Consider the following 24104-nt stretch of genomic DNA (forward strand, 5'->3'; position numbering starts at 1 on the left):
ATTAAGAGAGATATCGCTTTCAAAAAAAGGTGCTTTCTATCCATATTATTACATCAAAAAAACTCCTAAGTAGTTGAGCTAACTAATTAGGAGCCATTCACATGTTAGGACAGTTTGTTTTGAAATGCATTTTGTGTTATAAAATGGTCATTTGATCACCAGTATAGATGGTTCCCGTCTGAATAACACGAGCATAAATGCCGAAATGATTATTTCTTTCTTTCACTATCTGCTTTAATAGCTGAGGCTGCCTTGTTCCTGTTATTGGATCAACCGTTATGATCATACATCTTTCACAGAATTGATTAATTTCGAGAATTACTTCTGAACCAATTTTAATTTGCTTCCCCATTATATCCTGTTCTTTTATGCCCATCTCTTTTCGATCATAAATAATATTTCCCCTAAATCGTCTCTCATCAATTGGTTCACCGTATGAGGAAGATAATTCTGCAAGAGCTTCTGTTGAGATAAGAAGAATATTGTCTACTTCAATCGCTGGGATTGGAACATTGGTTGGGGAATATGTAATGGACTCTAATGTTCGATTTGTTTCTTTTTCCATTCTTTCTACTAATGCTTTTTCATTCCAATCAAACTCTGCTCCATCACTTGCTATCACTTTTAGCTTAGGAAAAACTTCTATCGACTCTTCTCCTAAAAATTGTGCTTTGTATGTAACCATTTTAGGAAATTGCGTAATGGTTAAATGCTTGTTCTTATTTGTTTTATCAATAAATGCATGACTTCTATCCCCATAAATTCCGTATGACATAATTTTTGCCTTTGAAAGATATTCCCCTGTAAAGGATTTTACCGGATACCGCATAATTTTTTGGATAGTTCCAAAGATCATACCTTCCCCTCCCTTTCTCCTTATTCCATTAAAACAAAAAAACTCTCTAAAACCAATTACTTTAGAGAGTTTTTTGAAAATTATGGTTTGGTTTCTTCCATGTCGACAGATAACAAACGTTCGGTTCTTGTATCAAAGGTTAAGTTTACAAACACACCAATTTCTTTTTGATCATTTTTTACAATAAGCTTAAACTTTTCAACAGAAGTTCCCTTTTTATCTTCCTTGCCTACATGCAGATAATCAGTTACTTCACTATTAGGATATTTTTCTTGTGCTTTTGTCATGGCGATTCTTCCCCATTTAACATAGGAAGGTAGCCCTTCTGCTTCTGCATGGATTGGAATGTTTATCTGCATAAGGAATAAACCAACTAATAAAATATTTATGAATGGAAACTTTAATATTTTCATGTATGCATCTCCTTTCATTCTACATTTAGTATGAACTTTCTATAAAAAATTATGTATTTTTATATGTTAACTTTTTTAAAAAATTAGTTGACATATAAAAAGTAGAGAAGTATAGTTATTTTAGGAAATTATTAAAAGGAGTGACGACTTTGAAACCGTGGAAAGCTTTAGATATTACAATGATTGCATTATTTGTTGCTTTTATGGCAGTTGGTGCCAATGTAACCAGTTTTCTTGTTATTGGAGGAGTTCCTGTTACACTTCAAACCTTTTTTGCAATCCTTGCAGGTCTACTTCTAGGCAAAAGACTAGGAAGTTTTGCAATGGTAGTTTATATGCTCGTTGGACTTATCGGGATTCCTGTATTTGCGGAAGTATCTGGAGGACTCATTATTTTAACCAAACCATCCTTTGGATTTATTTTAGCTTTTATTCTTACTGCCTTTATTGTTGGCTTAGTTGCCGAGAAAAAACAATCGATTCCAAACTTTATTTTTAGTGCATTTATTGGCTTATTAATCAATTACATAATCGGTACAAGCTGGATGTATATGGCATATAAATTATGGTATTTGGCACCTTCTGGGTTTACTTATCAACTGCTTTGGTCCTGGATGGCTTTCCCTCTTATAAAAGATGTTATTCTTACCTTTATCGCAGGAGTAGTCGGTTACCGCTTATATAATTCAGTAATAAAGAAAAGCTCACTGCAAGTACATTTTCATTCAGATTCTACACATCAAAAATTTGACCAAAGAAAACTAAATAGATAAACTGAAAAGCCGAATATGAAAATCAATTAAAAAGCCAAACAATTACGATTTTATCGTGTAATTGTTTGGCTTCGTCTATGCCTGGAATACATATAACTGACACTCATTTTACCAAAACTGATAATTTCCTATCCGTTTCGCCATTTTACGACCATATACTCAAGAATCCTGTCTATTTCTGCGGTTTCCCGAGAAATATTCCATTATTCCATTCCCTATTTTTCCTACCATCAAACATTATCTAACTTGCATTTTAAAGGAATAATCAAGCGATTCTAATTCATCTGTTAAAACATGTATTTCTACTTCCAAATTTCCTGGCTGATTCAATAGAAGATTTTCTGCAAAGTAATGCCCCTCTTTCTCTTTTGTTAAAGGAAAGGATGTTTCATTTTCCCCATTGATTAAGCCTATCGTAATTTGTTCGATTGGATCAATCGGGTTTCGACTATTATCAAATACAAACACTTCATATTGATTTTGAACACCTGTTTTTTTAGGGGTAATAGATAAGCTAATATTCTCATTATACCCTAGTTCTGCTTCCTCATAAAATGGCAAATCAATTGGCAAGGTTGGTGTTTGGATTTGTGTAAAAACGCTTGTTACCAGTAATACCAAAATTCCAAGCGTAATCTCTATTTTAATCGATACTTTATAGAACTCTTTCTTTTTTAAAAGAAGCCTGCTAACTAAATGATAGGCTCCGAAAATTAGCATAAACACTAGTAAAGCCACCTTAATAAGCAAAACTTTCCCGTATGTCGTGCTAACTAATGAATGAAAATCTGGTATTAATAAAGAAGCGTTTATTGCTCCAGAAATACAGAGTGCAGCAACGGAGAAAAGGGCCCATAGCGAATATCTTTCCATACTAGACCAATATAAATCATGTCCTTCTCCTTCACTCGCAAAAATCCCTTCCCTTAAAAATAAAAGGATGACAAGCATCCCACCAAGCCAAATGGAAGCTGCGACCAAATGAGTAAAATCAAACAAAATCGCCACCGTTTCATATGGAGAACTAGACGGATGACCAAGAAATGCTTTTGAGAGCATTATGCCTAAAAACGCTAATCCAGGGATAGTCAGGCGCTTTCTGTCTGTGTATGTTTCCATTTTCCAAATGTAAAGATGGCTCAAATAGAGGATAACCAACAAGATTGTTTGCAGAATCCAGATGGTCCCTTCTTTCGTACTTTTCAGGGTTTCCAACAAATTACTGATGCTTAAGGATGCTAGTAAACCTCCACCAGCATAGCTTTGTGTCTGTATGAAAATGGAGCTGATAATACTGATTGCTAGTAATGCTATTGCTGTAATCGAGACAGTTTGGGTCCTTTTTATTAAACTATTGGATAATTTCTTGCCCTTATACCATATCAAATAGAACAATAATATCCCCATATATAAAGAAAATCCGATATAAAGGAAGCCTTTATTTATCATTGTACTTATAAATGTAAACATATTTCCATTTTCTTGTTGTGTTGGGAAAGCCGTTCCCTCAGGTAATTCTCCAATACTAAAAGGAATCATTCCTGAAACAGAATGTCCATCTGCTGATACTACTCTCCACTCAACTGTATAAATATCGTTAGGTAAATCTGGCTGTAAATCTACTGTCATTGATTTCTCTGTTTTGGGGTCTATCTTAACATTTTTCTGATCTACTCTCTCTCCAGATGAGTTTAAAACATTTAATATCGTAAAACCAGTTTGGATTTTTTCATTAAATTCTATGTAAACATTTTTCGGTGCTGTTTCTAATATTTCATTTTCATTAGGAGTGGAATTAGTAATATATGCATGGGCAGATACTGTATTAACTCCGATAAAATAAAATATAAGTGCAGCTAATTGTAACATTAGTAGCTTTTTCCATTTCACTTTTTTCATCACGTCCCTCTATGTTCATCCTGCACCACTCAATTATAGCGAATGAACCACAATTCGTACAAGGAAGAGATCGACTAGGCAATAATTCCGTTTATTCTGATATATGAAACTTCCATTAGTTGAATCAATTGTACCTATACGGTTAAGCGATCTCCACCTACTCTCATTCTCTTAAGAAAAAAACCTCTCACCTAATAGCTAGAATACAGTCGTTATTTGTCTAAATAATAGCATATTTTGCGCTTTCCCGAGAAATATATATTAATTTTTTTATATAAATATCGTATATTTTCCTTCATGGCGGTAAAGAATAAGAACAAAATAAAAAGGAGGTAAGTCAATGGATATTAGCATGACTGCTGATGAAGTAATGTTGGCTATTCAACAATTACGTTCAAATGGCATGAATATGAATAAAAAGAAGGTAAAGCAAAGCCATCCAGAATTAATGCGCCATGCGCTACATTATTTCCCTGATTGGAACAGTGCGGTTGAAAAAAGTGAATTAGCTTAATAGTTAACCGAACGATTGCTTCTTAGACCTACATATTCAAGATCGTGTAAATAACACCATAGACTTACGAAAAGGGACTTCTGTTACCCATTTTTACATACACAATAAAAGATATCTAAAAAGAAGAATACAGAAGCTCATCGAGGCTTTCCATAAACATGAAAACCATCTTTAACAGGCAAGATGGCCATTTATTGGAAAGCTCTCTTTTTATTTCCATTCCATAGCACTAATAGTAAGGAAGAAGGGTACTATATTACGATGAAGGAATTGATAATTTTACTTAAGAATGGGAATCGATCTGCTCTCCTTGCTGCACTCGTAAATACGATTATTTCCCTCTTAAAAGGAGTCGCATTTTTCTTATCTGGCAATGTCGCTATATTTGCAGAAACCATGCATTCCCTTGGCGATGCAGCCAATCAATTTTTAGTATTTATTGGATCGGCATTAAGCAAAAAAGACCCTACCAAGCGGTTTCCTGGTGGATTTGGCAGACTTGTAAATATTGTTTTATTATTTGCCGTCCTTATCGTCGGAATAATGGCATATGAAACAGTCAGAGAAGGCATCGACCATGTCATTAACCCCCAGGAATCAACCGCCTTTTTGCTTATTATCAGCGTTCTTTCTCTATCTGTATCTCTTGAGTTTATTGTGTTAACAAAGGCTATGAAAGAAATTGTCACAAATGCTGGGGTAAAAACAAGAGGTTTGAAACTTTATTCATCTAGTTTTACCTATTTAAAATCGGCAAAACCGGCAACAAAATTGGTTTTTTTAGAAGATTCTGTTGCAACTGCCGGAGGAATATTAGCAATCCTCGCAGTTGTTGTAACGGAATATACAAATTTTAAACAAGCAGAAGGGATCGTATCTATTGTTATTGGATTACTTATGTTTATTGTAGTTGGAAGAGTGTTCTTAGATAATGCAGCAGGTGCGATTGGTGAAGCTGATTTAGAAATGCAGGGGGTAATTGGTAACATCGCTATGAAAGATCCAGATGTAAGAGATATTCAAGGGCTTGCTGTATTTAAAGAGGGGGAAGATTTTCATGTAGAGCTAAGCATTGAAATTGATAGCAAATTAACGGTAGAACAAGTAGATAAAATAAGACAGCGAATTGAGAAACAAATACTAACAGAAAAAGGAGTTTCTGATATCATCATTGAATTTGATAAGGATGATGGAATTTTAAATTGGCCAAATTCCATTCATAAAAATGAAAAAAGAAAGAAAATGCTAGAAAAACATTCCTCTTGGAAAAATGTTGATTAATTCAATTGACGTAAATATCCTTCCATCGTTGTGAAATAATATATATGTGAAAAGGTCAGGATTATCCTCTTTCATTAGAACCCTGACCGAAAAATATGCTATTCATTTACCGCATCTTCAAAAGGTGCAAAAAAAACGCCTTTAGGGGCAAGGATATTTGTTTCTGATTCCTCTTCTCTTCCGTTAACTTCATAAACCCCTGCTGGGAAGTAATCATAATAGCCAGATTTCACGTGTAAATCGACGTAATATTCATCCAGTTCCCTCATTAATAGATGATAAGCTTCCCTATCGATAATTTCACCTAAATCATCCAATTCAAAATTCTCTTTTAGCGCTTCTATGAAAGGTTCATAAGAGTCTGCAGCAACATATAAATCTACATCACAGCATTCCATGCAGAGCAAGACCTCTTCTCCTTTTATATTTTCATATGCATAATCGACCATTTCTTTTAAAATCTGTTGTATTTTATCTTTATTAACCAAATTCATGGTTGTTTTCACTGCAATTCCCTCCAACTTTTTACAAAAGCTATACAATTAACCTATAGCTTTATCATACACAAAAATAAGTACAAAATGAAATGATATCCTTTTGTATTTGCAATGATTACATCACTATTTTTTTTACTATCTCATAGGAACGTAATCGATCTGTTTGGGAATAGACTTGGGTATTTATTATTATTTCATCTGCTTGCGTTTCATCTAAGAACGCTTGTAATTTTCTTGCGACCGTTTCCTCCGAACCAATAATAGAAGCTTTAAGTTGCTTCTGTACAATCGATTTTTCATAAGTAGTCCACAGTGCTTCCATATTTGGAACCGGCGGCTTTAGTTGGGTCGGAGTGTTTCGAATTAGACTTAAAAATTGCTGTTGTGAAGAAGTTGCAAGAAATTCTGCCCTTTCATCTGTGTCTGCCGCAATAATATTTACCCCCACCATTGCATAAGGTTGCTTCAATTTATCCGACGGTGTAAACGAATTATAATAGGTATTGAGAGCAGGCACTGTATAATCTGGTGAAAAATGGCTTGCAAAAGCAAATGGAAGACCAAGACTTCCTGCTAATCTCGCACTAAAATCACTGGATCCTAATAACCAAATCGGTATTGCCAATCCTTCTCCAGGAATTGCTCTTACAGACAATCTAGTTTCCTCATGTGATTTTAAGTACGTACTTAATTCCTCCACTAATTCAGGAAAGTCATTTCCATCACTTGGATAACGACGTAAAGCCCTTGCAGTCAACTGATCACTTCCAGGTGCCCTGCCTAAACCTAAATCAATTCGATTAGGATACATGGATTCTAACGTTCCAAATTGTTCGGCAATAACTAATGGTGAATGATTCGGAAGCATGATACCACCAGAACCAACTCTTATTTTACTTGTTCCTCCAGCTATATAGCCAATCAACACTGATGTTGCACTGCTAGCTATTCCAGGCATGCTATGATGTTCTGCAACCCAATAACGGTTATAGCCCCATTTTTCAACATGGCGAGCAAGCTCTAAACTATTTTTAAAGCTTTCTGTAGCATTACTGCCTTCTTTTATTGGTGCTAAATCAAGTACAGAGAACTTTATATCTTTCAGAGTTTTTCCCATAATCCCTCATCCCTTCCTTTATCTCCTTCCATACTATAACTGACTTTTTTAGTCTTCAAGTTTATTGCTTGTATAAGGATGTTTAGCCTCTCACTCTAAATGATTCAATAATTGCTTGCTATTCATATATTCCAATGTTTCTTTCTGATAATTTGACAGAATATATTCTATTTGTGGCATCGGAGACACAATCGGTATTTTTTTCTTTTTAATAATCCGGATAATCGGCTTTGCTGTTGATTTGGACTCCTTTATCATCCATTTATCTTTTTTCTTCTGAAGTGTTAAATCGATAATACCTAAATGATTTCCCCAATTTCCTGCTTGTACAGTTGGTTTTCCATTGATTAATCCCTTATCATGATTCACACCTTTCGGCCCCTTTGCCCCCTTTACCGGAAAGATGCCGTGGGTATGGCCATAAAGAATGACATCAATTCCTTCCACCTTACTAATATCTCGAACATTATTTCCTGATTTCGGTCTATAATTCTGATCAGAATACAATCCCGCATGTACTAACGCAATTATTATATCAGCACCTTTTTTTTTCATTTGAGGTACAATTTCTTCTGCTGTTTTTCGCATATTCTTTATAATTAATCTATTTTCAAAATGTTCCTTATCCCAAACTTGTGTTATTGGCGTAATAAGTCCAATTACTCCCACCTTTAACTTTTCCATTTCTCCATTTTCATTTACTACATCTTTATCCAGTAGTAAATATGGTTGAAAAAAATGGATGTCGTCTTGTTCATACTCATTGCGATCATCTACATATATATTCGCATTTGTATATGGGAAATCTGCCCCCCTTAATGTATTTAAAAGAAAATCAAGACCATAATTAAACTCATGATTTCCAACTGTTGCTGCATCATATCCCAATAAATTCATACTTTTATATGCAGGATGAATGTCGTTCGAATAAAACATCGGAGAACTTGCAACAAACTCCGCCAATGGACTTCCCTTTATAACATCTCCTACGTCAAATAATAATGTATTTCTTTGTTCTTTTTTTGCTTGCGTTATCAAACTTGCCACTCGATTATATCCATATTCAATCGTTTTCTTTTTTTTCTCATAATTATAATCCAGTAAATAAGAATGAATATCCGTCGTTTCTAATATACGAAGTTTAACGGTAGGTTCCTTCAATGTTTCACTAATTGCTTCTATTTGGATAACATTTAGTTGCATAAAAAGGATAAGTGTGATGGAAAGAATAAATAATAATTTCTTTTTCATTTGGCTATCTCCCCTTTTTCCCAGCTTTCCTTCGATTCTTTTAGTTTATACAGATGAGGTTAGAACTACACAGTAATCACAATCGGATTCTACAAAATGATTCCCTGTATTAGAAAAATCGGGAAAATTGTCAACAAATTAGAAGTTTTGATAGCTTTTGTCTTGTTGCAGGAAATTTCTTAACAGTTCTATAAATATTACGGTAGAGATGTTCTATTACGGTGATAATTACAAAGGAGAGAGAGAAATGAAGGCATATACGATAAGGGAAGCATCAAAAAAACTTACGACAACCCCAACAATGTTAAAACAATGGGAAAAGGACTTACAAGGAATAATCATGATACCAAGAACAAAAACAGGTGCACGTATTTATACAGAAAAAGAAATTACTTTACTTCATGAAGTCAAAAATTTATATAAAGAAAAAAGGAAAACAAAAGAAGTGAAGGAATCATTAACGATGCTAATTAATCGACCTAAAAAAGAAGAAAGTAAAGAAGAAGATAAAGCAGAGCAAAACGAAAATACTTCGATTGAAGTACTTAAAAAAAATACTAACGACACACTAGAATCGAATTATCCGTACACAGCGGAACAAAACTTCCGATTGCTGCTATCCTCCTTGGAAAATTATAAACAAGATTTTCTAGAAGAGGTCAAAGGGGAAATCAGAAATGGTATTAAAAAAGAAGTTTTAGAAACAATTACAAAGGAAATAAAAGCAGGCAATGAAGAAGCCATTCATCACATTACAGATACTGTGAACAAAACACAGGAAACAACGACTGAACATTTAGAGGAGTTTTCAGAACTATTACATACAAATACAGAAAAAACAGCGATAGAATATGAAGAAATTCGCTCTAAAATAAAAAAACTTTCACAAATATCAAAAGCAGAAAGAAAAACATATTCTAAACAATGGACATCAAATGTGTCTTCTACCAAAGAAATGAAATCAATGATTGAAAACCTTTCAAAATCTAATGAAGAATTAAATAAAACAGTTGAACAACTAAACGAAAATGATCAATATTTAATGGAAACACTTCGTTTAGAAAGAGAACAAATAGATAAAGAAATTAAACAAAGAGAAAGAAACTTTCAAGAATTAGTGCAAACCTTCCGTCATACAGCTGCCTCTCATGAAAAAAAGAGACAGTGGTGGAAAATTTGGTAATCTTATTTTATTAGACTATTTATGCAAAATCATTAAAGCTACGTAAAATTTCTTTAAAGAGTAAGCAAACTTTTTTCAAATTTGCTTACTCTTTTTCTTTTGGTCATTTTATATGATAGTATGGTAGTGAAGAAATGTATTAGTATGTATTAATTGGAGGTCAAGATGTCTACAAATTATAAAATTTTATTCCTTGATATTGATGGGACGATCCTCACACCGGATGATACGATTCAAGACTCAACCAAAAAAGCAGTTCAGTTAATGAAGGAACAAGGATTAGAAGTCTTCTTAGCTACTGGAAGACCATTACACGAAATATCTCATATAGGGGAAACACTTGCGATAAAATCATTCATCGGCTACAATGGCGCTTATGCTATACATAATGGTAAAGACGTATTTAGACAACCAATGAGTCCTGACTTAGTAACTAAATACTTAGAAATTGCAAATGATAAAGGAAATGAACTAATTTTATATACAAATACACATAACCTTCTTTCTCATCCTGACGAGGAGATGACGAAGCAATTTAGCAAGAAGTTCCATCTTAAGCAAAATAGAACATTTACACTTGATGAGAAAGAAAATATCCTTGGAATTACAGTTGTGAACTTAAAAGAAAAGGATATTGCCTTATACGAAGAATTTCCTGATATTCATTTATCCCAAGTAAATATCGATGGATTTAGACATTCCTATGATGTAATAAGTGATAAAGTCAATAAAGGATTTGCCGTGTCACTGATTCTAAAAAGATTAGGGATTGAGAAGGAATTCTCCATCGCCTTTGGAGATGGTCTTAACGATAAAGAAATGTTGCAAGTAGTAGGGGAAGGCTTTGCAATGGGAAATGCTCATGAAATGTTATTTTCTTATGCAAAACATAAAACAACTTCTGTAACAGATTCCGGAATTTATAATGGGTTAAAATGGCTAGGATTGATTAAAGAATAAAATTTTACATAATACTGCTGTCTAAAGACTTTTTCAAAATTTTAAAGGGTCAGACTCCTTATCCACTGGAGACTGACCCTTTTATTACACTTCCGAACTATTCTCGCCTACATTTTCGCCATTTAGATGCTGCAAAATTTTCTTATCGTAATATTCTTCATTCATTTTGTAAGAAATTTCAAATGCAGGCGTTGTTGCAAACTCTCTTTTTATAAAATAATAATTTTCTTCTTTTATTGGCTCTGTTAAATCAAGCATGATTGTAATCTCAAGTGAAATAAGATTTTTGTTTTTGGTAATTGTTACAGTTGGATTTGTGCTTCTTCCAACTTTATTTATTAGCTTCTTATTAAAAAGCATAGAAAAATATAGCTCATTGCCACTTTTATTCTTCTTATTCAGTTTCAGTAAATAGGAATCGCCTAGATCTACTAATTTCTCTTTATCCATATTTTCTATTGCTAAAATTAATCGTATGTACGTACCTTCTACTGGTGAAATGTTTATTTTTGTTGTACTCATTTGTAACCTCCTCTTACTTGAAACCGCAAAATTGACCCTTTTTATCATATGACAACATACCCTTTATTATAACGAAAAAAGTGTACCAATAAGATAACAGGATAAATCAATAATATTATTTCAATATATTTTTTCTGTTATAACAGTACTACCTTTTTCTCCTACCTTGTATATTCTTGTCTTTCTTAAGTTATATTGCAAATAAAATGCTTATAAGTTTTTCAAATCGAAAGTTAATGCTTTTAAAAGGAAAAAAATAAATCTAAAGTGTATAATAAAGGATATTACCTTATTAATAGTTAAAAGGAAAATTTAGGTTGAGGAGTTTTGAATATGAAGGAAATTAAAACAGTAGAAACATTTGAAGAAATCATTAACAATGGCGAAACAAATATCGTAAAGTTTTTTACCACTTGGTGTCCAGATTGCACAAGAATGGATATGTTCATAGGGGAAATTATGGAAGCTAATAACGATAAAACCTGGTATAGCCTTAATAAGGATGAATTACCAGAAATAGCTGAAAAGTATGACGTAATGGGAATTCCAAGTCTGTTAATTTTTAAAGATGGCAAAAAAACAGGTCACCTACATAGTGCCAATGCAAAAACACCAGAACAAGTAGAAGAATTTTTGACAGCACAAAAGTAAATTTTTTGATAGAAAAGACGAGAAGAATTCCCTTCTCGTCTTTTCTATTGCCTTTTCTACTCTATAATCAACCAGTGTTGCGTAAACCTGCAGCAATACCATTAATCGTTAGAAGCACTTGATTCATTAATTCCTTATCCGGTATTTCTTGTTCACGAAGCTGTTTAATTAACTCTACTTGGAAGAAATTCAATGGGTCGACATATGGGTTTCTTCTATAAACAGATTCTTGAATTGTCGGCGTATGATCAAGTAATTCTTCAATTCCCGTAATTTCGAGTAATATTGCCTTTGTCTTATCATATTCTTCTTTAATATTTTGATAAATGCGATTACCAATAGCTTCATTTTCAACAAGGGAAGAATATTCTCTAGCAGTTGTTAAGTCTGCTTTCATTAGAGCCATTTGTAAATTATCAATCGTGGATCGGAAGAATGGCCACTTAGCATACATTTGCTTTAAAATTTCAATATTGCCTTGCTTTTGATTTGCAAATTCAGAAAGACCAGTACCAGAAGCATACCATGCAGGTAGCAATTGCCTACTTTGAGTCCATGCAAATACCCATGGAATGGCACGTAAATTTTCAAATGTAGTTTTATTTTTTCTACTCATTGGTCGAGAACCAATTTTTAAGTTTCCTATTTCGTTTAAAGGTGTCGCTTCTTTAAAATAGGTCATAAAATCAGGATCATTAAATACTAGTGATTGATATTTTGCCAAAGAAATAGCAGATATTTCTTCCATGGAACTTTCCCAAAGGCTTCTTTCCTCTTTATGTTCACTAATATCCTTCGAGATATGAGCAATTGCCATTAACAATGTCGACGTTGCTTGTTCCAAGCTTCGATAAGCAATATCTTCCAACAAATAACGAGAAGATAATACTTCCCCTTGTTCTGTAATCTTTACTCCATCCCCTAATGTTTCAGCTGGTTGAGATAGAATGCTTTTATTTAAAGGACCGCCGCCACGACCAAGGGAACCACCGCGGCCATGGAAAAACTTCAAGCCGATTTGATAATTGCTTGCCATTTGGTGAATCTCTCGTTGTGCCTTAAATAGCTTCCAGTTCGCCGTTAATGTACCGCCATCCTTACTTCCGTCAGAATATCCTAACATAATTTCCTGTTGGTCATTATGCCGTCTTAAATGCTCTCTATATACTGGCATACGAAATAAAGTTTCCACAATTTCTGGACCTGCAATTAAATCCTCGATTGTTTCTAATAATGGTGCAACATTTAAATGACTTTCAACTGTTCCATCAGCATGTAAGCGATAAATTCCCGCTTCTTTTGCCAATACAAGCACCTCAAGAATATCACTTGGTGATCGTGTCATACTTATTAAATAAACATTAATTGCACGCTCACCAAATTTTTTATGAGCTTCCCTAATCATCGTAAAAGTACTAATCATTTCCTGTGTTTCTTTTGAGTAGTCTTCGTTTAGCAAAAGAATCGGACGAGGATCTTTTAAAACAGACTCCAATATACCTAATTTTTCATTTTCAGGTAGATTTTTATAATCATCTGTTATGCCAACTTTGCGCAAAATCTCATCGATTGCAGATTCATGTTCTCCACTATGGTTTCGAATATCCAATGTTGCTAAATGAAAGCCAAATAATTGCACTTGACGAATTAATTTTTGCAAATCCTTTTGCTGATGAGCTTTCGGCTGATGTAGTGCAAAGCTTTCTTGAATTATGTATAAATCTTCTAACAATTCTTCTGCTTTAACATAGCCTTTTTCAGATTTCCCATATTCTTTTAATCTTTCTAAAATAATTGAAAACTTTCTGCGGTATACTTCTTTTTCTACTGGCCATTTCTTTTCAGGAGTCAAATATAGCTGTTCTTCTTCCATAATCGTTTGAATTAGCTTCGAGCTAACTTTCACTCGATTAGTGGAATGACTAAATTTCTTCATTAATTCATCGACTGCACCGATGTATTTTTGAATTACTAATTCATTTTGCTTATGAAGTGTTTGCCATGTAACATCTGGAGTTACATTCGGATTACCATCTCTGTCTCCACCGATCCAAGAACCGAACCATAGAAAATTAGGTACTTTCCATTCAAAGTTAGGATAGTTTTCTTGAAGTGCATCTTGAACTTCTTGATGGATTTCCGGAAGAACATCAAACAAAGTTTGTTCAAAATAATACAGCCCATTTCTTACTTCATCCATTACAGTAGGACGTTCTTGACGAAGCTCATCCGTTTGCCACATGATGGTAATTTCCTCAAATAAATCATCATTGAAATGTTGTCGTTCTTTCTTTGTCAGCATCGGATTATCAAGTTGTTTTAAGATAGTTGCAATTCTTTTTTGGCTTTCTAGAATCGTACGTTTTGTTGATTCAGTCGGATGTGCAGTAATAATCAATTCTAATGAAAGGGTATTTAGCACCTCTTGAATCGTTTCTTCCGATAAATTCTTTTGTTTAAATGCCATAATTGCACGCTCAATGGAATATGGCTGGACGCCTTTTTCCTGACTTAATTGATATTCTCTTTTGCGACGAATACGGTGGTTTAATTCAGCTACATTCACCAAATGAAAATATTTGGAAAATGCTCGAATAACTTGTCGACGTACAGGCTTTTCTAATTGCTCCATTTCAAGCTTTAATTGATTATATGTATGTTCATTGTTTGTCTCGCGCAGTTCCTTTGCTAACTTACGTATGATCTCAACCTTCTCTAATAATTCTTGACCACCATGGTGGATAAGTACTTCACCAAGAATATTTCCGAGGTGTTTTACATCTTTTCGCAAAGGTAAACTACTCTCATTTCCTTTTATCTTTGTTGTCATTAGATTACCATCCCTTAATCTAAATTTTTAATTAACTACTCTATTATCATTAATCGTATCACTATTCTTTTAAAAATTCATTAACTAAAATCAATTATTAATAGATAGAAAAGATAGATTACAGATAATCCATCTAATAATTATATTATTCATTCGGAAATACACTTAAAATGGATTTATATTCCAATCGCTGGCGCGTGTAATAAGAAAAAATTGGTAAAATTTAATTTTGGGCTCCAAATCTATATTACATAATTTATATAACCTAAATAATTTAATGTGTAAACCCATTTTCAAAAAATAACTGAAAATTGACGGATTTTTTTTGGTACATGTTCCATTTAGAAGCAAATTATATCACATTTATAACAGGATGAAAACAAGCACTAGCGTTATGTGTTTTATTATAAAAAAAGAGGAAGTGTTTCCACTTCCTCTTTTTTTAATGATGATGATGTTCTTTCGCTGGGTTATAAATTGTAAAACCTGGTTGCGGAACATGAAAATATTGAATCCATACGCCATCCAAGAAATCAGCATCTCTTGTATCTAATAAGATCGGAATGTCTTTATCAGACTGAACAACTTCATCATGCTCGGTCTTTTGGTCCAATTTCAAATCATAATGTGCATGATTTCCATGATTCTCTGTTATGTATACACGAATCATTTCGCCTTCTTCCGCCTTTTCTAGCATTTGATTGAGTACTTTTACTGCGTGTCTGTTTATTTTGACTTTCATCTAAATATTCCTCCTAAAGCAAAACCTTGCCTTCTTCTAAATACTATTCCATTGTAATCTCCCAAAGAGATGTTTGCAAATATTCAAGCCTTTTTCAGCAATTTTCCTAAATGGTTCTTATTTGCATAGGAATCGTTAGAATGTCTTAGGTGCACTTAAAAAAAGCAAATAAAAAAGCAACCCATTAACAAACCTGGATCGCTAATAAAATGATACTAATTAAATCATTGCACGGTCTTTTTGAATGGCCTTTAAATCATTTAATTCTCTTGCAAATACGTCAAATTTCTCTTTATTTAAAACATCTAAAGACTCATTGACTTTATAGTCTAAATAATTCATTCTCAATTCCAGATCTAGTAATGAGGTAATCTTTTTATTTGCGATAAATTCTTCTATTTCATCAACAAACATAAAGAAACTATAATCATTTATCATAACGAGTAGAAGCCAACCAAGGGAATCTACATACTTTTTTTCTTCTGTAACTGTAATAATATCCCCTTTATGTAAATCAAGTATGAATGTATGTTCAGGTCTAGGACAGGTACATTCGATCATATATTGAAATGGAGTTAAAACAATGAAATCATTTTTCACTATATCTTACACCTTCCTAATCTTTTCTTTATATTATTTGTCTTTATTTTAAATGAAAATGATTATCACTGTCAATTATTTTTCTTATAATTATACTGAAAATACAAATATATTTTTCTAAGACCAGCAGCATGACTACACTTTGATTTCCATGGGGCAACCGACAAGCCTTACTCGCCATTCCAGGAAGGAGACAGCCTAAATAAAAAACCTTTCATATCTCCTTTAATTTTCTAATCGCAGGAAATTTATGAAAGGTTTTCTAAATTTCTGATTCTTAAACAGAATGTGTTTCTACAACCGTACTAGTTTCTACACTACCTTTGACTGTATTTCGGTGCGCTATTTTTTCCTTAAAAGTACTCATCATAAAGGAAATAATAAACACAGACACTATACTATATAAGCCTCTAACTATACCTACACTATATAGACCAATCAAAATAACAATTGTATCAAAAATAAAATTTGTCTTCCCCATATTCCAGTTAAATTGCTTTTGAAGAGTAATAGACAAAATCTGTGCTCCTCCTAATGAAGAGCCATTCATAAATAAAATAATCGTTCCTATCCCAATAATGAATCCGCCCATAATCGAACCTAATAAAGGATAAAAAGCTATGGATGGAAGAATAATTGGGAGTAAAGAAGAAAATAAAGTAACTAAGGATACGGCTAATATTGTTGAAAATGTAAACTTCTTTCCCATTTTAAAATAAGCCAGTATATAAAACGGGATGTTTATTAAGGTGAATAAAATGGAAAAAGAAATAGGTAGCAAATAAGATACACTTAATGCCAGACCTGCTGTTCCTCCTGTAACGATGGACGAGCCTTTTAATAAATACAAACCAAATGACGTAAGAAAACATCCGAACATCATAACTGTCATTTTTTTCAAATATAACACTCCTAAAGTAACGTAAAGTAAGTGGAATAGTAATTTGAGGATTCATGGGTGAAATCCTATAAAAATATGTGGTTTTTTTGTGGAATTCTTACATATATAATGATAGAATATATCGAAGCAATTTTACATACCAATCTGAATGTATTTACCCTGTACACCCTCAAATTCGCATAAATAATTATACTAATACATTCAATTTGCAAAAAGGAGCATTTATTGAAATGGATAAAGTTGACATACAATTACTTAAAATTTTACAGGAAGATGCCAGAATTACGGTTAGTGATTTATCCAAAAAATTAGCATTAAGCCGTCCAAGTGTGTCTGAAAGGCTGTTGCGACTGCAAGAAAAAGGAATTATTTTAGAGTTCAGTGCGAGAATATCGCCTGCAAAACTAGGCAGAGAAACCCTCTTATTCATTCAAATTAGCGAGCTTAAAGAAGAACCACATGTGTTTGAGGAATTCATCAAATCAGAAACAGATATTATTGAATGTCATCGGGTGACTGGACCTGTAAGCTATACTATAAAAGCAGCTGTTTCAGGAATAGATGGGATGAGAAACTTAGTTGATCGACTTATCCCGTATGGAGCGATAAATACATCAGTCATTTTAGCATCCCCAGTTCCTTACAGACATATATTGCCAAATGACCAACCAGAAGATTAAGGTGAAAAGTCTGGTAATCATAAGCATATTTAATCGCTTATGATTACCAGACTTTTAATCTTTCTTATTCAAAATGGGCAATAAATCATGAAGATCATGTATCTCATAAGTAGGCTGAATTTCCTTTTTTTCTACATGCTCCCGATTTATCCAGACTGATTTAATTCCCGTTTTATTCGCACCTTTAATATCTGTCATCAAATTATCTCCCACCATTAAACATTCCGACTTATCTACACCAAGTAGTGAAACAGCATGTTCAAAGATGGACGGGTCAGGCTTTCCTTTTCCAAAATCCCCAGAAATGACAATATGATCAAAATAAGGAGAAATTTCAGGCGTAATGGATAGCTTTGTATTTTGCAAATGAGGGGAACCATTTGTCAATAATAATAAGGAGTAATTTCCTTTTAATTGATCTAAAATAGAAAAGGTTTCCTCATAAACATGTGGCGATTGCTTTCTGTATTCTGGAAAAGCTTCTGCTAATTTCACTCCAAATTTCGGATCATCAATTCCTAATGCTAGCAAACCTTTTGTCCATGCCTCTTTTCGATAAATCGGAATAATCTCTCTCATTTTTGGAAATGAAGCATGCTCTTCAAGAAATTCTCCCCACAGTCCTTCGAATGGATTAATGCCAATCATTTTCGTAAAAGCATAGGTATCATATCCTTCATATAGAGCTCTTGCCTCTTTGCGAACCGCTTCTTCTAAATGTTCGGCAGAAATATTAAATTTTTCTTCTGCAAGCTTGCATGTCTTTAAAAAAGCGTCTTGCACACTTTTTTTATCCCATAACAACGTGTCATCTAAATCAAATAGAATTGCTTTAATTGTCATTCTCCACGTTCTCCTTTTTTATGTAAGCGATGATTTATTGAAAAATTACTTTTTCAAATAGAATAAAAGAAAAAGTTACCTTCTTTAATAGATTACAAACGTTTTACAATTACGTAAACCCTATATTTAAATAAAAAGGATTCTGCAATCTTTATGCAAAATCCTTTTAACAGTACCTATCCAGTACATTAATATTCTAAAATATCATTTGCGTTTTTTTATAAAAACGACTTTTAAATAATTACTCTCTTTTACATCTTTTATATTGGCAAAATCATTTGGTAAGCCAAATTGCTCTAAAATTTGATATCTGTCTTTTTGATGGGAAAAGGCTGCATCGATAAAGCTTTTGAATTTTTTCATATCAATAGTAGCACAATTAGTGGAAGCGACAATGATTCCATCATTATTAGTAATCGCAATTGCTTCCTTAAGTAAATTTGTATAGTCTTTTGCTGCTCGAAAAGTATGTTTTTTGGAACGAGCAAAGCTTGGTGGATCCAGAATGACCATGTCAAAGGAAAACTGTTTCTTTACTGCATACTTAAAATAATGAAAAACATCTTCTACTATAATGTTTTGACTCGTTAAATCTATTTCATTTAGTAAGAAGTTATCTGCTGTTTTTTGTTTGGAGCGATTCGCTAAATCAACACTTGTTGTTGATTTACTGCCACCAACTGCTGCGGCCACGGAAAATGCACCAGTATAAGAGAAGGTATTTAGAACGTTTTTACCATGCGCATATTTTTCGCGAATTTTTCTACGCACATCTCGTTGGTCTAAAAAGATCCCTGTCATAGCTCCTTCGTTTAAGTTTACCGCATATTTAACACCATTCTCTAATACAGTAATGGGAAACTCCCCTCTTTTGCCGCTCACAAAATCATCATCTTCTAAATAAGTTCCTTTTTGATCAAATCTTTTTTTCTCGTATATCCCGTCCACATCTAATAATTGTTGTAACGATTCTACAATCCAGCTTTTGTATTTATAAATTCCAATACTGTACCATTGTATTAAAAGATATTTGTTATAAGAATCCACAGTGAATCCACCAATTCCATCCCCTTCTCCATTAAAAATACGAAAAGCTGTTGTATTTGTATCTTTAAAATAGGAAACTCTTCTATCAATCGCTTTCTTCAATTTCCTTTTAAAAAATGAAGCATCAATAGGAATGTTTTGCTCTCTCGATAAAATCCAGCCGATTCCTTTATTTTGAATGGCATAATATCCTCTGCCAATAAACTTATTCCTTTTTGTTACGACATCGATTATTTGCCCTTCTTCTAGACTGTTGGTAGATGCAATAGCGTCTTTATATAATAAGGGATTACCATTTAGGAGGTTTTTTTCATACGGAGTTTCAATTTGTACTGTTACAATATCCATTTTGTCACCTTTTACTTTCAGAGCTGATATTTTATTTCTTTTTCTATTATACATGAAATGATGATAGACGCTAGTGCTAGAGGGTATTCACATAGATAGGCATCCTATAATTAGCAGGATGCCTCTGTTTCTTTTATTTTGCGGTAATGATTTCATCTACAATCCCATAACTTTTTGCTTCTTCTGCACTCATAAAGTAATCTCTTTCTGTGTCATGTGCTATTTTTTCAATAGACTGACCTGTTTTATCTGCAATAATCTGATTTATATGACTTTTAAGCTTCACTATTCTTCTGGCAGAAATTTCTATTTCTGTTGCTTGCCCCTTTGTACCACCTAATGGCTGATGAATCATAATTTCACTATTCGGCAAGGCATATCTTTTTCCTTTCGCGCCAGCAAGGAGCAATAACGCACCAAAGGAGGCTGCCATTCCTGTACAAATCGTACGAACATCTGGTTTGATATAGTGCATCGTGTCAAATATAGCAAAGCCAGCTGAAGTTGATCCTCCTGGACTATTTATATATAAGGAAATATCTTTATCTGGATCCTCGGCCGCGAGAAATAACAATTGTGCGACAATATTATTGGCGACAGCATCATTGATTTCATCGCCTAGCATGATAATTCTGTCCTTCAATAATCTTGAATAGATGTCATAGGATCTTTCTCCACCTGATGATTGTTCAATTACATATGGAATCGTGCTCATTTTTTTCGCTCCCATTTTAATAAAGTGTTTAAGCTGCCATAAGCATGGAATGATGTGACGGATATTTTTTCACTTGTTTCGCTAATACGCTTTCCTTATAGATGAAGTTAAACAATATAGCTGGATCTTCCTTTTTTAAAACTTCATAATAGAGGTAACTAAGTGCATCTCTATTTTCTTCTAGATGAAGTTTTCCAGAAGAGCCATCTTTTTTTAATTGAGTTCTTGCCCGAAATAAAACTGATTTAGCTGCAGTCTCACTCATATTTAGTTGCTCGCCAACCTCTTTCAAACGAAATTGAAATCCTTCCACAAGCATATATACGATACCTTGTTTTAATGTCAGCTTTTCAGCAAGATATTCAGCAAGTATCATGGAAGTTAAACTATTTTTTTCTATTCCTATTTCTTTTGCTTGGATGCCAATTAGGTCTTTCTTTTTTCTTTGCTTATCGATTCGCTTATTTCTGGCTATTTTTTTTAGTAATGCCGGTGTAATATCTTGCTCTTTATAATTTTCTATCGCTTTTAAAAGAGAATCTTGGATTAAATCTTCCCGTTCCCATTTGTCCATCGAAAGATATTGACAATAAAGGTCGAGTTTTCGATACAGTTCGTTTATATCTGGTAGTTCCCCTCTCATCCTTTCATCCCTCCTTTGGCTGTTTATATATTAAACGTTTGAAAAAGCAAAAAAGATACGGGGATAATACATTTATTTCTTTTCATTTTTGCTTTCTTCTAATCGATACTTTTTTCCATTCTCATTTTCTGCCGTTTCATCATCTAGGTTCATTGATGCAAGCAACTTTCTTGCTCGGTCTTCCATCATGTTATAGCTTTGCCACTTTACATCTCTTTTTTCAAGAAGTTCTTTTTTTGCGAGTAATACATGTTTTATGCTATTCATTTCTCGATTTCTTTCGTAATAATTCATTAGAACAGGAACTGTAGAAAGGGATAGTGATTCAATATATTGTAAATCGATTAAATTTGTCTCTTCAAATCGCTCTAAATTTTTACTAACGATAAATCGATCCACATCAATTACATTAAGCCCACAGTAATATAACAATGCAAGCAGCAAAAAAATGCGCATAAGCTGAATTTTTTCTATCCAAATCTTAATCATCGTAAAAGCAAATAACACTGCTAATAGGAAAATAAAGGAATGGGAAAACAATCGTAAATATGTGTAGCCGTAAGCCTGTTCATATAAGCTTAATCGCAAATGTGCAGATAAAAGAATTATAAAACTGAAAATAATTAGTAAGGATAAACTAGTTTTTATTAAGATGGTTCTACTTTTACTAAATCTATTGACTAATAAGGTGATTGAGATATTAATAATCGTTACAATAATCAACTCAAAAAATCCTCTTTTTGCATAAGTTGCATAGGTAAAACCATTCATTAATACATCATTAAAAAAATATTGAAACTCAAATATTGTATAAAACAAATACAATCCATTTATAGAAATTAAAATTGTTAATAAGGTCGCTTGTTCCCAACTCCTATTTATTTCCTTTTTATCTTTCAAAATTATAACTGACTTCTTGCTAATTGTTTTTATCCATAGTACTAAAAAAACAAATACTAAGAGGATACGGAGGAAAATACTTATTTTATCTATATTAAACGATACAAGATGTGTAATCATTTTTTCAATCAAAATGCTAAAATACTGGTCTGATGAACTTAAGAGAAAAATTAAGACAAATAATATTGGTAATACGATAACAATTCCTAATAATATTCTTTTTGCTATAGCATAATTCCTTTCATTCTCATATTCCTTTATCCTTTTTCGCACAAGTATTGAAAGATACCTACTAAATTTAAATAAGGAGGAAAATTTCTTTTGCATGTACCAAAGGAATTCAACATTGCTCCAACTAAGAAAAGATGGACTTGTGATTAGAATTGTATGTACACCTATTAACAGAAAGATGACCAACAGATTAACAGCATAAAAAGGTGGATTTGCAACGAAAACGAAAGACAAAGTTAAAGTCCAAATACATATAAAAATATAAATTCCAACGATTCGATGTGTATGAGTCTCCTTTTTCGTCATGTAAAAATAAAAAACATAATAAGCGACAACAAAAAAGCTAAGAGAAATACCAATTTTCTCTGTAAATAATGTCACTTCTGCAAAAATGGCAAGCAATAAACATCCGATAAAATAAAAACTATTTTTCTTATTCATTTCCATCTTCTCCTTTACATAGAAATTCTATATAGTTATTTAAAAAAATAACACCATTATACAAAGTAATTCTAGGTAGAATAAAGAAGAACAACTTAAATAGACTTCGTTGTTCCAAAGCGAAATGCGAGAAAACATATTGGGTACAAAATAATCGTAAATGCGATACAAATCAAGATAAATTCAGGTGTAAGTAATGGATCAAAAAAGGTTATGGGAATAATGTTGAAAACAACTGAGCACATTAACATAATATTCGGAATTAACGAGATACAAAACGTTTTCATTAATAATTTTTTACCACCAAGTCCAAATTCCTTCCCGACTTCATACCCTAGTAAGAGCCAAAAAAATAAATAGAGCACAATAAGAAAGAATGGAATACTAGTAAGAAATAACCATAATCTACTAATGATTGGATTCGAAATGTGATGGTAAATAATCGTTAAACCAATCCCACCTGTAAAGAATATTAAATTTGCCAAAAAGAAATTCCATTGCGTATTCTTTGCTGTCATGGTTAGTTCTTCTTGATATAATGCAGCAATTTCTTGAGGTGTGCCTAACTTTTCTACCGCGATAAGGATTGCTTCTTTTACTGTGCACTGCTCGCTTAATAGAATATCTTCTAGCAAATCAGTGAGATGATGCTCATATTCCATGCATATCTCCTCTGATTGATTATGGTTCTTTAATAACTCTCGAAGTTGTTTCATAAAGGAATCTTTTGAATAAATCATAGCCCTTTTCTTCCGATCACTTTATCTATGGTTTGCACAAAATTTTTCCATTCAGTGGTCTTTTGCTCCAAGATTTGAAGACCTGTCTCTGTTATTCGATAATATTTTCTCGCTGGCCCTTTTTCTGATTCTTTCCAAAATGATTCTACATATTCTTGTTTCTCCAATTTATGTAGGGCAGGATATAAGGTCCCTTCTTTTACCTGTAAAGAGTAGTCGCTTCTCCTCTCCATCTCTTTAACAAGTTCATATCCATACATTTCTTTTTCTGCTAAAAGCTGGAGCAGGATTAAGGAGGTACTCCCTTTTACCAATTCTCTGTTAAACATTTTTTCACCTACCTAGAATTAAAATGTACTATAGGTAGTATTTTAGCGTCCAAACCTATATAATGCAATATTTTGCTACAATTCCTTGTATGAGTAAAATGTTTGTGGGAGAATAAATATCCTTTTTGTCTAGTTGGGGGACTCGTCCCCCAACTAGACAAAAAGGCCACCAAGCGAGAGCGCGGTAGCTGGAAAAA

General features: G+C 33.1%; 25 protein-coding genes. 7 read left to right on the top strand and 18 right to left on the bottom strand.

All coding sequences use genetic code 11. From position 1 onward, the window contains the following. Nucleotides 1-136: 136 nt before the first annotated feature. Both ACTQ5K_RS12635 and ACTQ5K_RS12640 read right to left on the bottom strand, forming a co-directional pair. Complete coding sequence (locus ACTQ5K_RS12635; RefSeq protein WP_031538668.1) at nt 137-856, bottom strand: MOSC domain-containing protein; 720 nt, start codon at nt 854-856, stop codon at nt 137-139. 80 nt (nt 857-936) lie between these two features. Next, entirely contained in the window at nt 937-1269 is a 333-nt protein-coding gene (locus ACTQ5K_RS12640) for a DUF3889 domain-containing protein (protein WP_031538670.1), read from the bottom strand. A gap of 149 nt (nt 1270-1418) precedes the next feature. On the opposite strand from ACTQ5K_RS12640, the gene ACTQ5K_RS12645 reads away from it, so the two are divergent. Then, on the top strand, nt 1419-2042 hold the full coding sequence (locus ACTQ5K_RS12645) for a biotin transporter BioY (protein ID WP_048717931.1): 624 nt from the start codon (nt 1419-1421) through the stop codon (nt 2040-2042). 237 nt (nt 2043-2279) lie between these two features. Here the strand turns inward: ACTQ5K_RS12645 and ACTQ5K_RS12650 are convergent, their stop codons facing one another. Next, nucleotides 2280-3941, bottom strand: a complete 1662-nt coding sequence (locus tag ACTQ5K_RS12650) for a copper resistance CopC/CopD family protein (RefSeq protein ID WP_031538674.1) — start codon at nt 3939-3941, stop codon at nt 2280-2282. Between the two features lie 340 nt (nt 3942-4281). Here ACTQ5K_RS12650 and ACTQ5K_RS12655 point away from each other — a divergent pair, with 340 nt between their 5' ends. Further along, entirely contained in the window at nt 4282-4455 is a 174-nt protein-coding gene (locus tag ACTQ5K_RS12655) for a hypothetical protein (protein WP_349205252.1), read from the top strand. A 261-nt stretch (nt 4456-4716) separates the two neighbouring features. Further along, complete coding sequence (locus ACTQ5K_RS12660; protein WP_349205251.1) at nt 4717-5736, top strand: cation diffusion facilitator family transporter; 1020 nt, start codon at nt 4717-4719, stop codon at nt 5734-5736. A gap of 98 nt (nt 5737-5834) precedes the next feature. On the opposite strand, the gene ACTQ5K_RS12665 is transcribed toward ACTQ5K_RS12660, so the two are convergent. The 3 genes from ACTQ5K_RS12665 to ACTQ5K_RS12675 form a co-directional block, all read right to left on the bottom strand. After that, nucleotides 5835-6242, bottom strand: a complete 408-nt coding sequence (locus tag ACTQ5K_RS12665; protein ID WP_031538679.1) for a hypothetical protein — start codon at nt 6240-6242, stop codon at nt 5835-5837. 106 nt (nt 6243-6348) lie between these two features. Next, entirely contained in the window at nt 6349-7350 is a 1002-nt protein-coding gene (locus ACTQ5K_RS12670; RefSeq protein WP_349205249.1) for an LLM class flavin-dependent oxidoreductase, read from the bottom strand. Nucleotides 7351-7440: 90 nt separating this feature from the next. Further along, nucleotides 7441-8601 (bottom strand): metallophosphoesterase, encoded by a 1161-nt coding sequence (locus ACTQ5K_RS12675; protein ID WP_035416573.1) that lies wholly within the window; start codon nt 8599-8601, stop codon nt 7441-7443. Between the two features lie 247 nt (nt 8602-8848). On the opposite strand from ACTQ5K_RS12675, the gene ACTQ5K_RS12680 reads away from it, so the two are divergent. Together ACTQ5K_RS12680 and ACTQ5K_RS12685 are read left to right on the top strand one after the other, a co-directional pair. Further along, the gene (locus tag ACTQ5K_RS12680) at nt 8849-9784 is read left to right on the top strand and encodes a MerR family transcriptional regulator (protein WP_031538683.1); all 936 of its coding nucleotides are present in this window, start codon (nt 8849-8851) and stop codon (nt 9782-9784) included. Between the two features lie 165 nt (nt 9785-9949). Continuing rightward, entirely contained in the window at nt 9950-10744 is a 795-nt protein-coding gene (locus ACTQ5K_RS12685) for an HAD family hydrolase (RefSeq protein ID WP_251628224.1), read from the top strand. 84 nt (nt 10745-10828) lie between these two features. Here the strand turns inward: ACTQ5K_RS12685 and ACTQ5K_RS12690 are convergent, their stop codons facing one another. Continuing rightward, a complete protein-coding gene (locus ACTQ5K_RS12690; RefSeq protein WP_031538686.1) occupies nt 10829-11266 on the bottom strand; it encodes a hypothetical protein in 438 nt (145 codons plus the stop codon). A gap of 333 nt (nt 11267-11599) precedes the next feature. Here ACTQ5K_RS12690 and ACTQ5K_RS12695 point away from each other — a divergent pair, with 333 nt between their 5' ends. After that, entirely contained in the window at nt 11600-11917 is a 318-nt protein-coding gene (locus ACTQ5K_RS12695; RefSeq protein ID WP_031536788.1) for a thioredoxin family protein, read from the top strand. 67 nt (nt 11918-11984) lie between these two features. Here the strand turns inward: ACTQ5K_RS12695 and ppc are convergent, their stop codons facing one another. The 4 genes from ppc to ACTQ5K_RS12715 all read right to left on the bottom strand — a co-directional run bounded on the left by ppc (nt 11985) and on the right by ACTQ5K_RS12715 (nt 16981). After that, a complete protein-coding gene (gene ppc, locus ACTQ5K_RS12700) occupies nt 11985-14747 on the bottom strand; it encodes a phosphoenolpyruvate carboxylase (protein WP_031536787.1) in 2763 nt (920 codons plus the stop codon). 442 nt (nt 14748-15189) lie between these two features. Continuing rightward, the gene (locus ACTQ5K_RS12705) at nt 15190-15489 is read right to left on the bottom strand and encodes a heme biosynthesis protein HemY (RefSeq protein ID WP_031536786.1); all 300 of its coding nucleotides are present in this window, start codon (nt 15487-15489) and stop codon (nt 15190-15192) included. A 219-nt stretch (nt 15490-15708) separates the two neighbouring features. After that, complete coding sequence (locus tag ACTQ5K_RS12710; protein ID WP_031536785.1) at nt 15709-16089, bottom strand: hypothetical protein; 381 nt, start codon at nt 16087-16089, stop codon at nt 15709-15711. 277 nt (nt 16090-16366) lie between these two features. Beyond that, nucleotides 16367-16981 carry a YitT family protein gene (locus ACTQ5K_RS12715; protein ID WP_231512529.1) on the bottom strand — a complete coding sequence of 205 codons (615 nt, stop codon included), beginning with the start codon at nt 16979-16981 and terminating at the stop codon, nt 16367-16369. 239 nt (nt 16982-17220) lie between these two features. Between ACTQ5K_RS12715 and ACTQ5K_RS12720 the strand changes: the two genes are divergently transcribed. Next, the gene (locus ACTQ5K_RS12720) at nt 17221-17670 is read left to right on the top strand and encodes an Lrp/AsnC family transcriptional regulator (RefSeq protein WP_031536783.1); all 450 of its coding nucleotides are present in this window, start codon (nt 17221-17223) and stop codon (nt 17668-17670) included. Nucleotides 17671-17724: 54 nt separating this feature from the next. On the opposite strand, the gene ACTQ5K_RS12725 is transcribed toward ACTQ5K_RS12720, so the two are convergent. From ACTQ5K_RS12725 to ACTQ5K_RS12755, 7 genes are all read right to left on the bottom strand, one after another. Continuing rightward, nucleotides 17725-18513 carry an HAD family hydrolase gene (locus ACTQ5K_RS12725; protein WP_251628222.1) on the bottom strand — a complete coding sequence of 263 codons (789 nt, stop codon included), beginning with the start codon at nt 18511-18513 and terminating at the stop codon, nt 17725-17727. A 204-nt stretch (nt 18514-18717) separates the two neighbouring features. Then, nucleotides 18718-19908 carry a class I SAM-dependent rRNA methyltransferase gene (locus tag ACTQ5K_RS12730; RefSeq protein WP_251628221.1) on the bottom strand — a complete coding sequence of 397 codons (1191 nt, stop codon included), beginning with the start codon at nt 19906-19908 and terminating at the stop codon, nt 18718-18720. A gap of 133 nt (nt 19909-20041) precedes the next feature. Continuing rightward, entirely contained in the window at nt 20042-20623 is a 582-nt protein-coding gene (gene clpP, locus ACTQ5K_RS12735) for an ATP-dependent Clp endopeptidase proteolytic subunit ClpP (RefSeq protein ID WP_031536780.1), read from the bottom strand. Between the two features lie 28 nt (nt 20624-20651). Continuing rightward, entirely contained in the window at nt 20652-21266 is a 615-nt protein-coding gene (locus tag ACTQ5K_RS12740; RefSeq protein WP_031536779.1) for a sigma factor-like helix-turn-helix DNA-binding protein, read from the bottom strand. A gap of 72 nt (nt 21267-21338) precedes the next feature. Further along, nucleotides 21339-22838 carry a DUF4153 domain-containing protein gene (locus ACTQ5K_RS12745; RefSeq protein WP_031536778.1) on the bottom strand — a complete coding sequence of 500 codons (1500 nt, stop codon included), beginning with the start codon at nt 22836-22838 and terminating at the stop codon, nt 21339-21341. Between the two features lie 95 nt (nt 22839-22933). Then, nucleotides 22934-23578, bottom strand: a complete 645-nt coding sequence (locus tag ACTQ5K_RS12750) for a hypothetical protein (RefSeq protein WP_031536777.1) — start codon at nt 23576-23578, stop codon at nt 22934-22936. Further along, nucleotides 23575-23907: a PadR family transcriptional regulator gene (locus tag ACTQ5K_RS12755; RefSeq protein ID WP_235252140.1), complete on the bottom strand. Its 333-nt coding sequence runs from the start codon at nt 23905-23907 to the stop codon at nt 23575-23577. Before ACTQ5K_RS12755 ends, ACTQ5K_RS12750 begins: the two co-directional genes overlap by 4 nt. Nucleotides 23908-24104: the final 197 nt, after the last annotated feature.

Origin of the sequence: Niallia sp. Sow4_A1, from assembly GCF_052116745.1 — a bacterium.
Taxonomy (GTDB): Bacteria; Bacillota; Bacilli; order Bacillales; family Cytobacillaceae; genus Niallia; species Niallia hominis.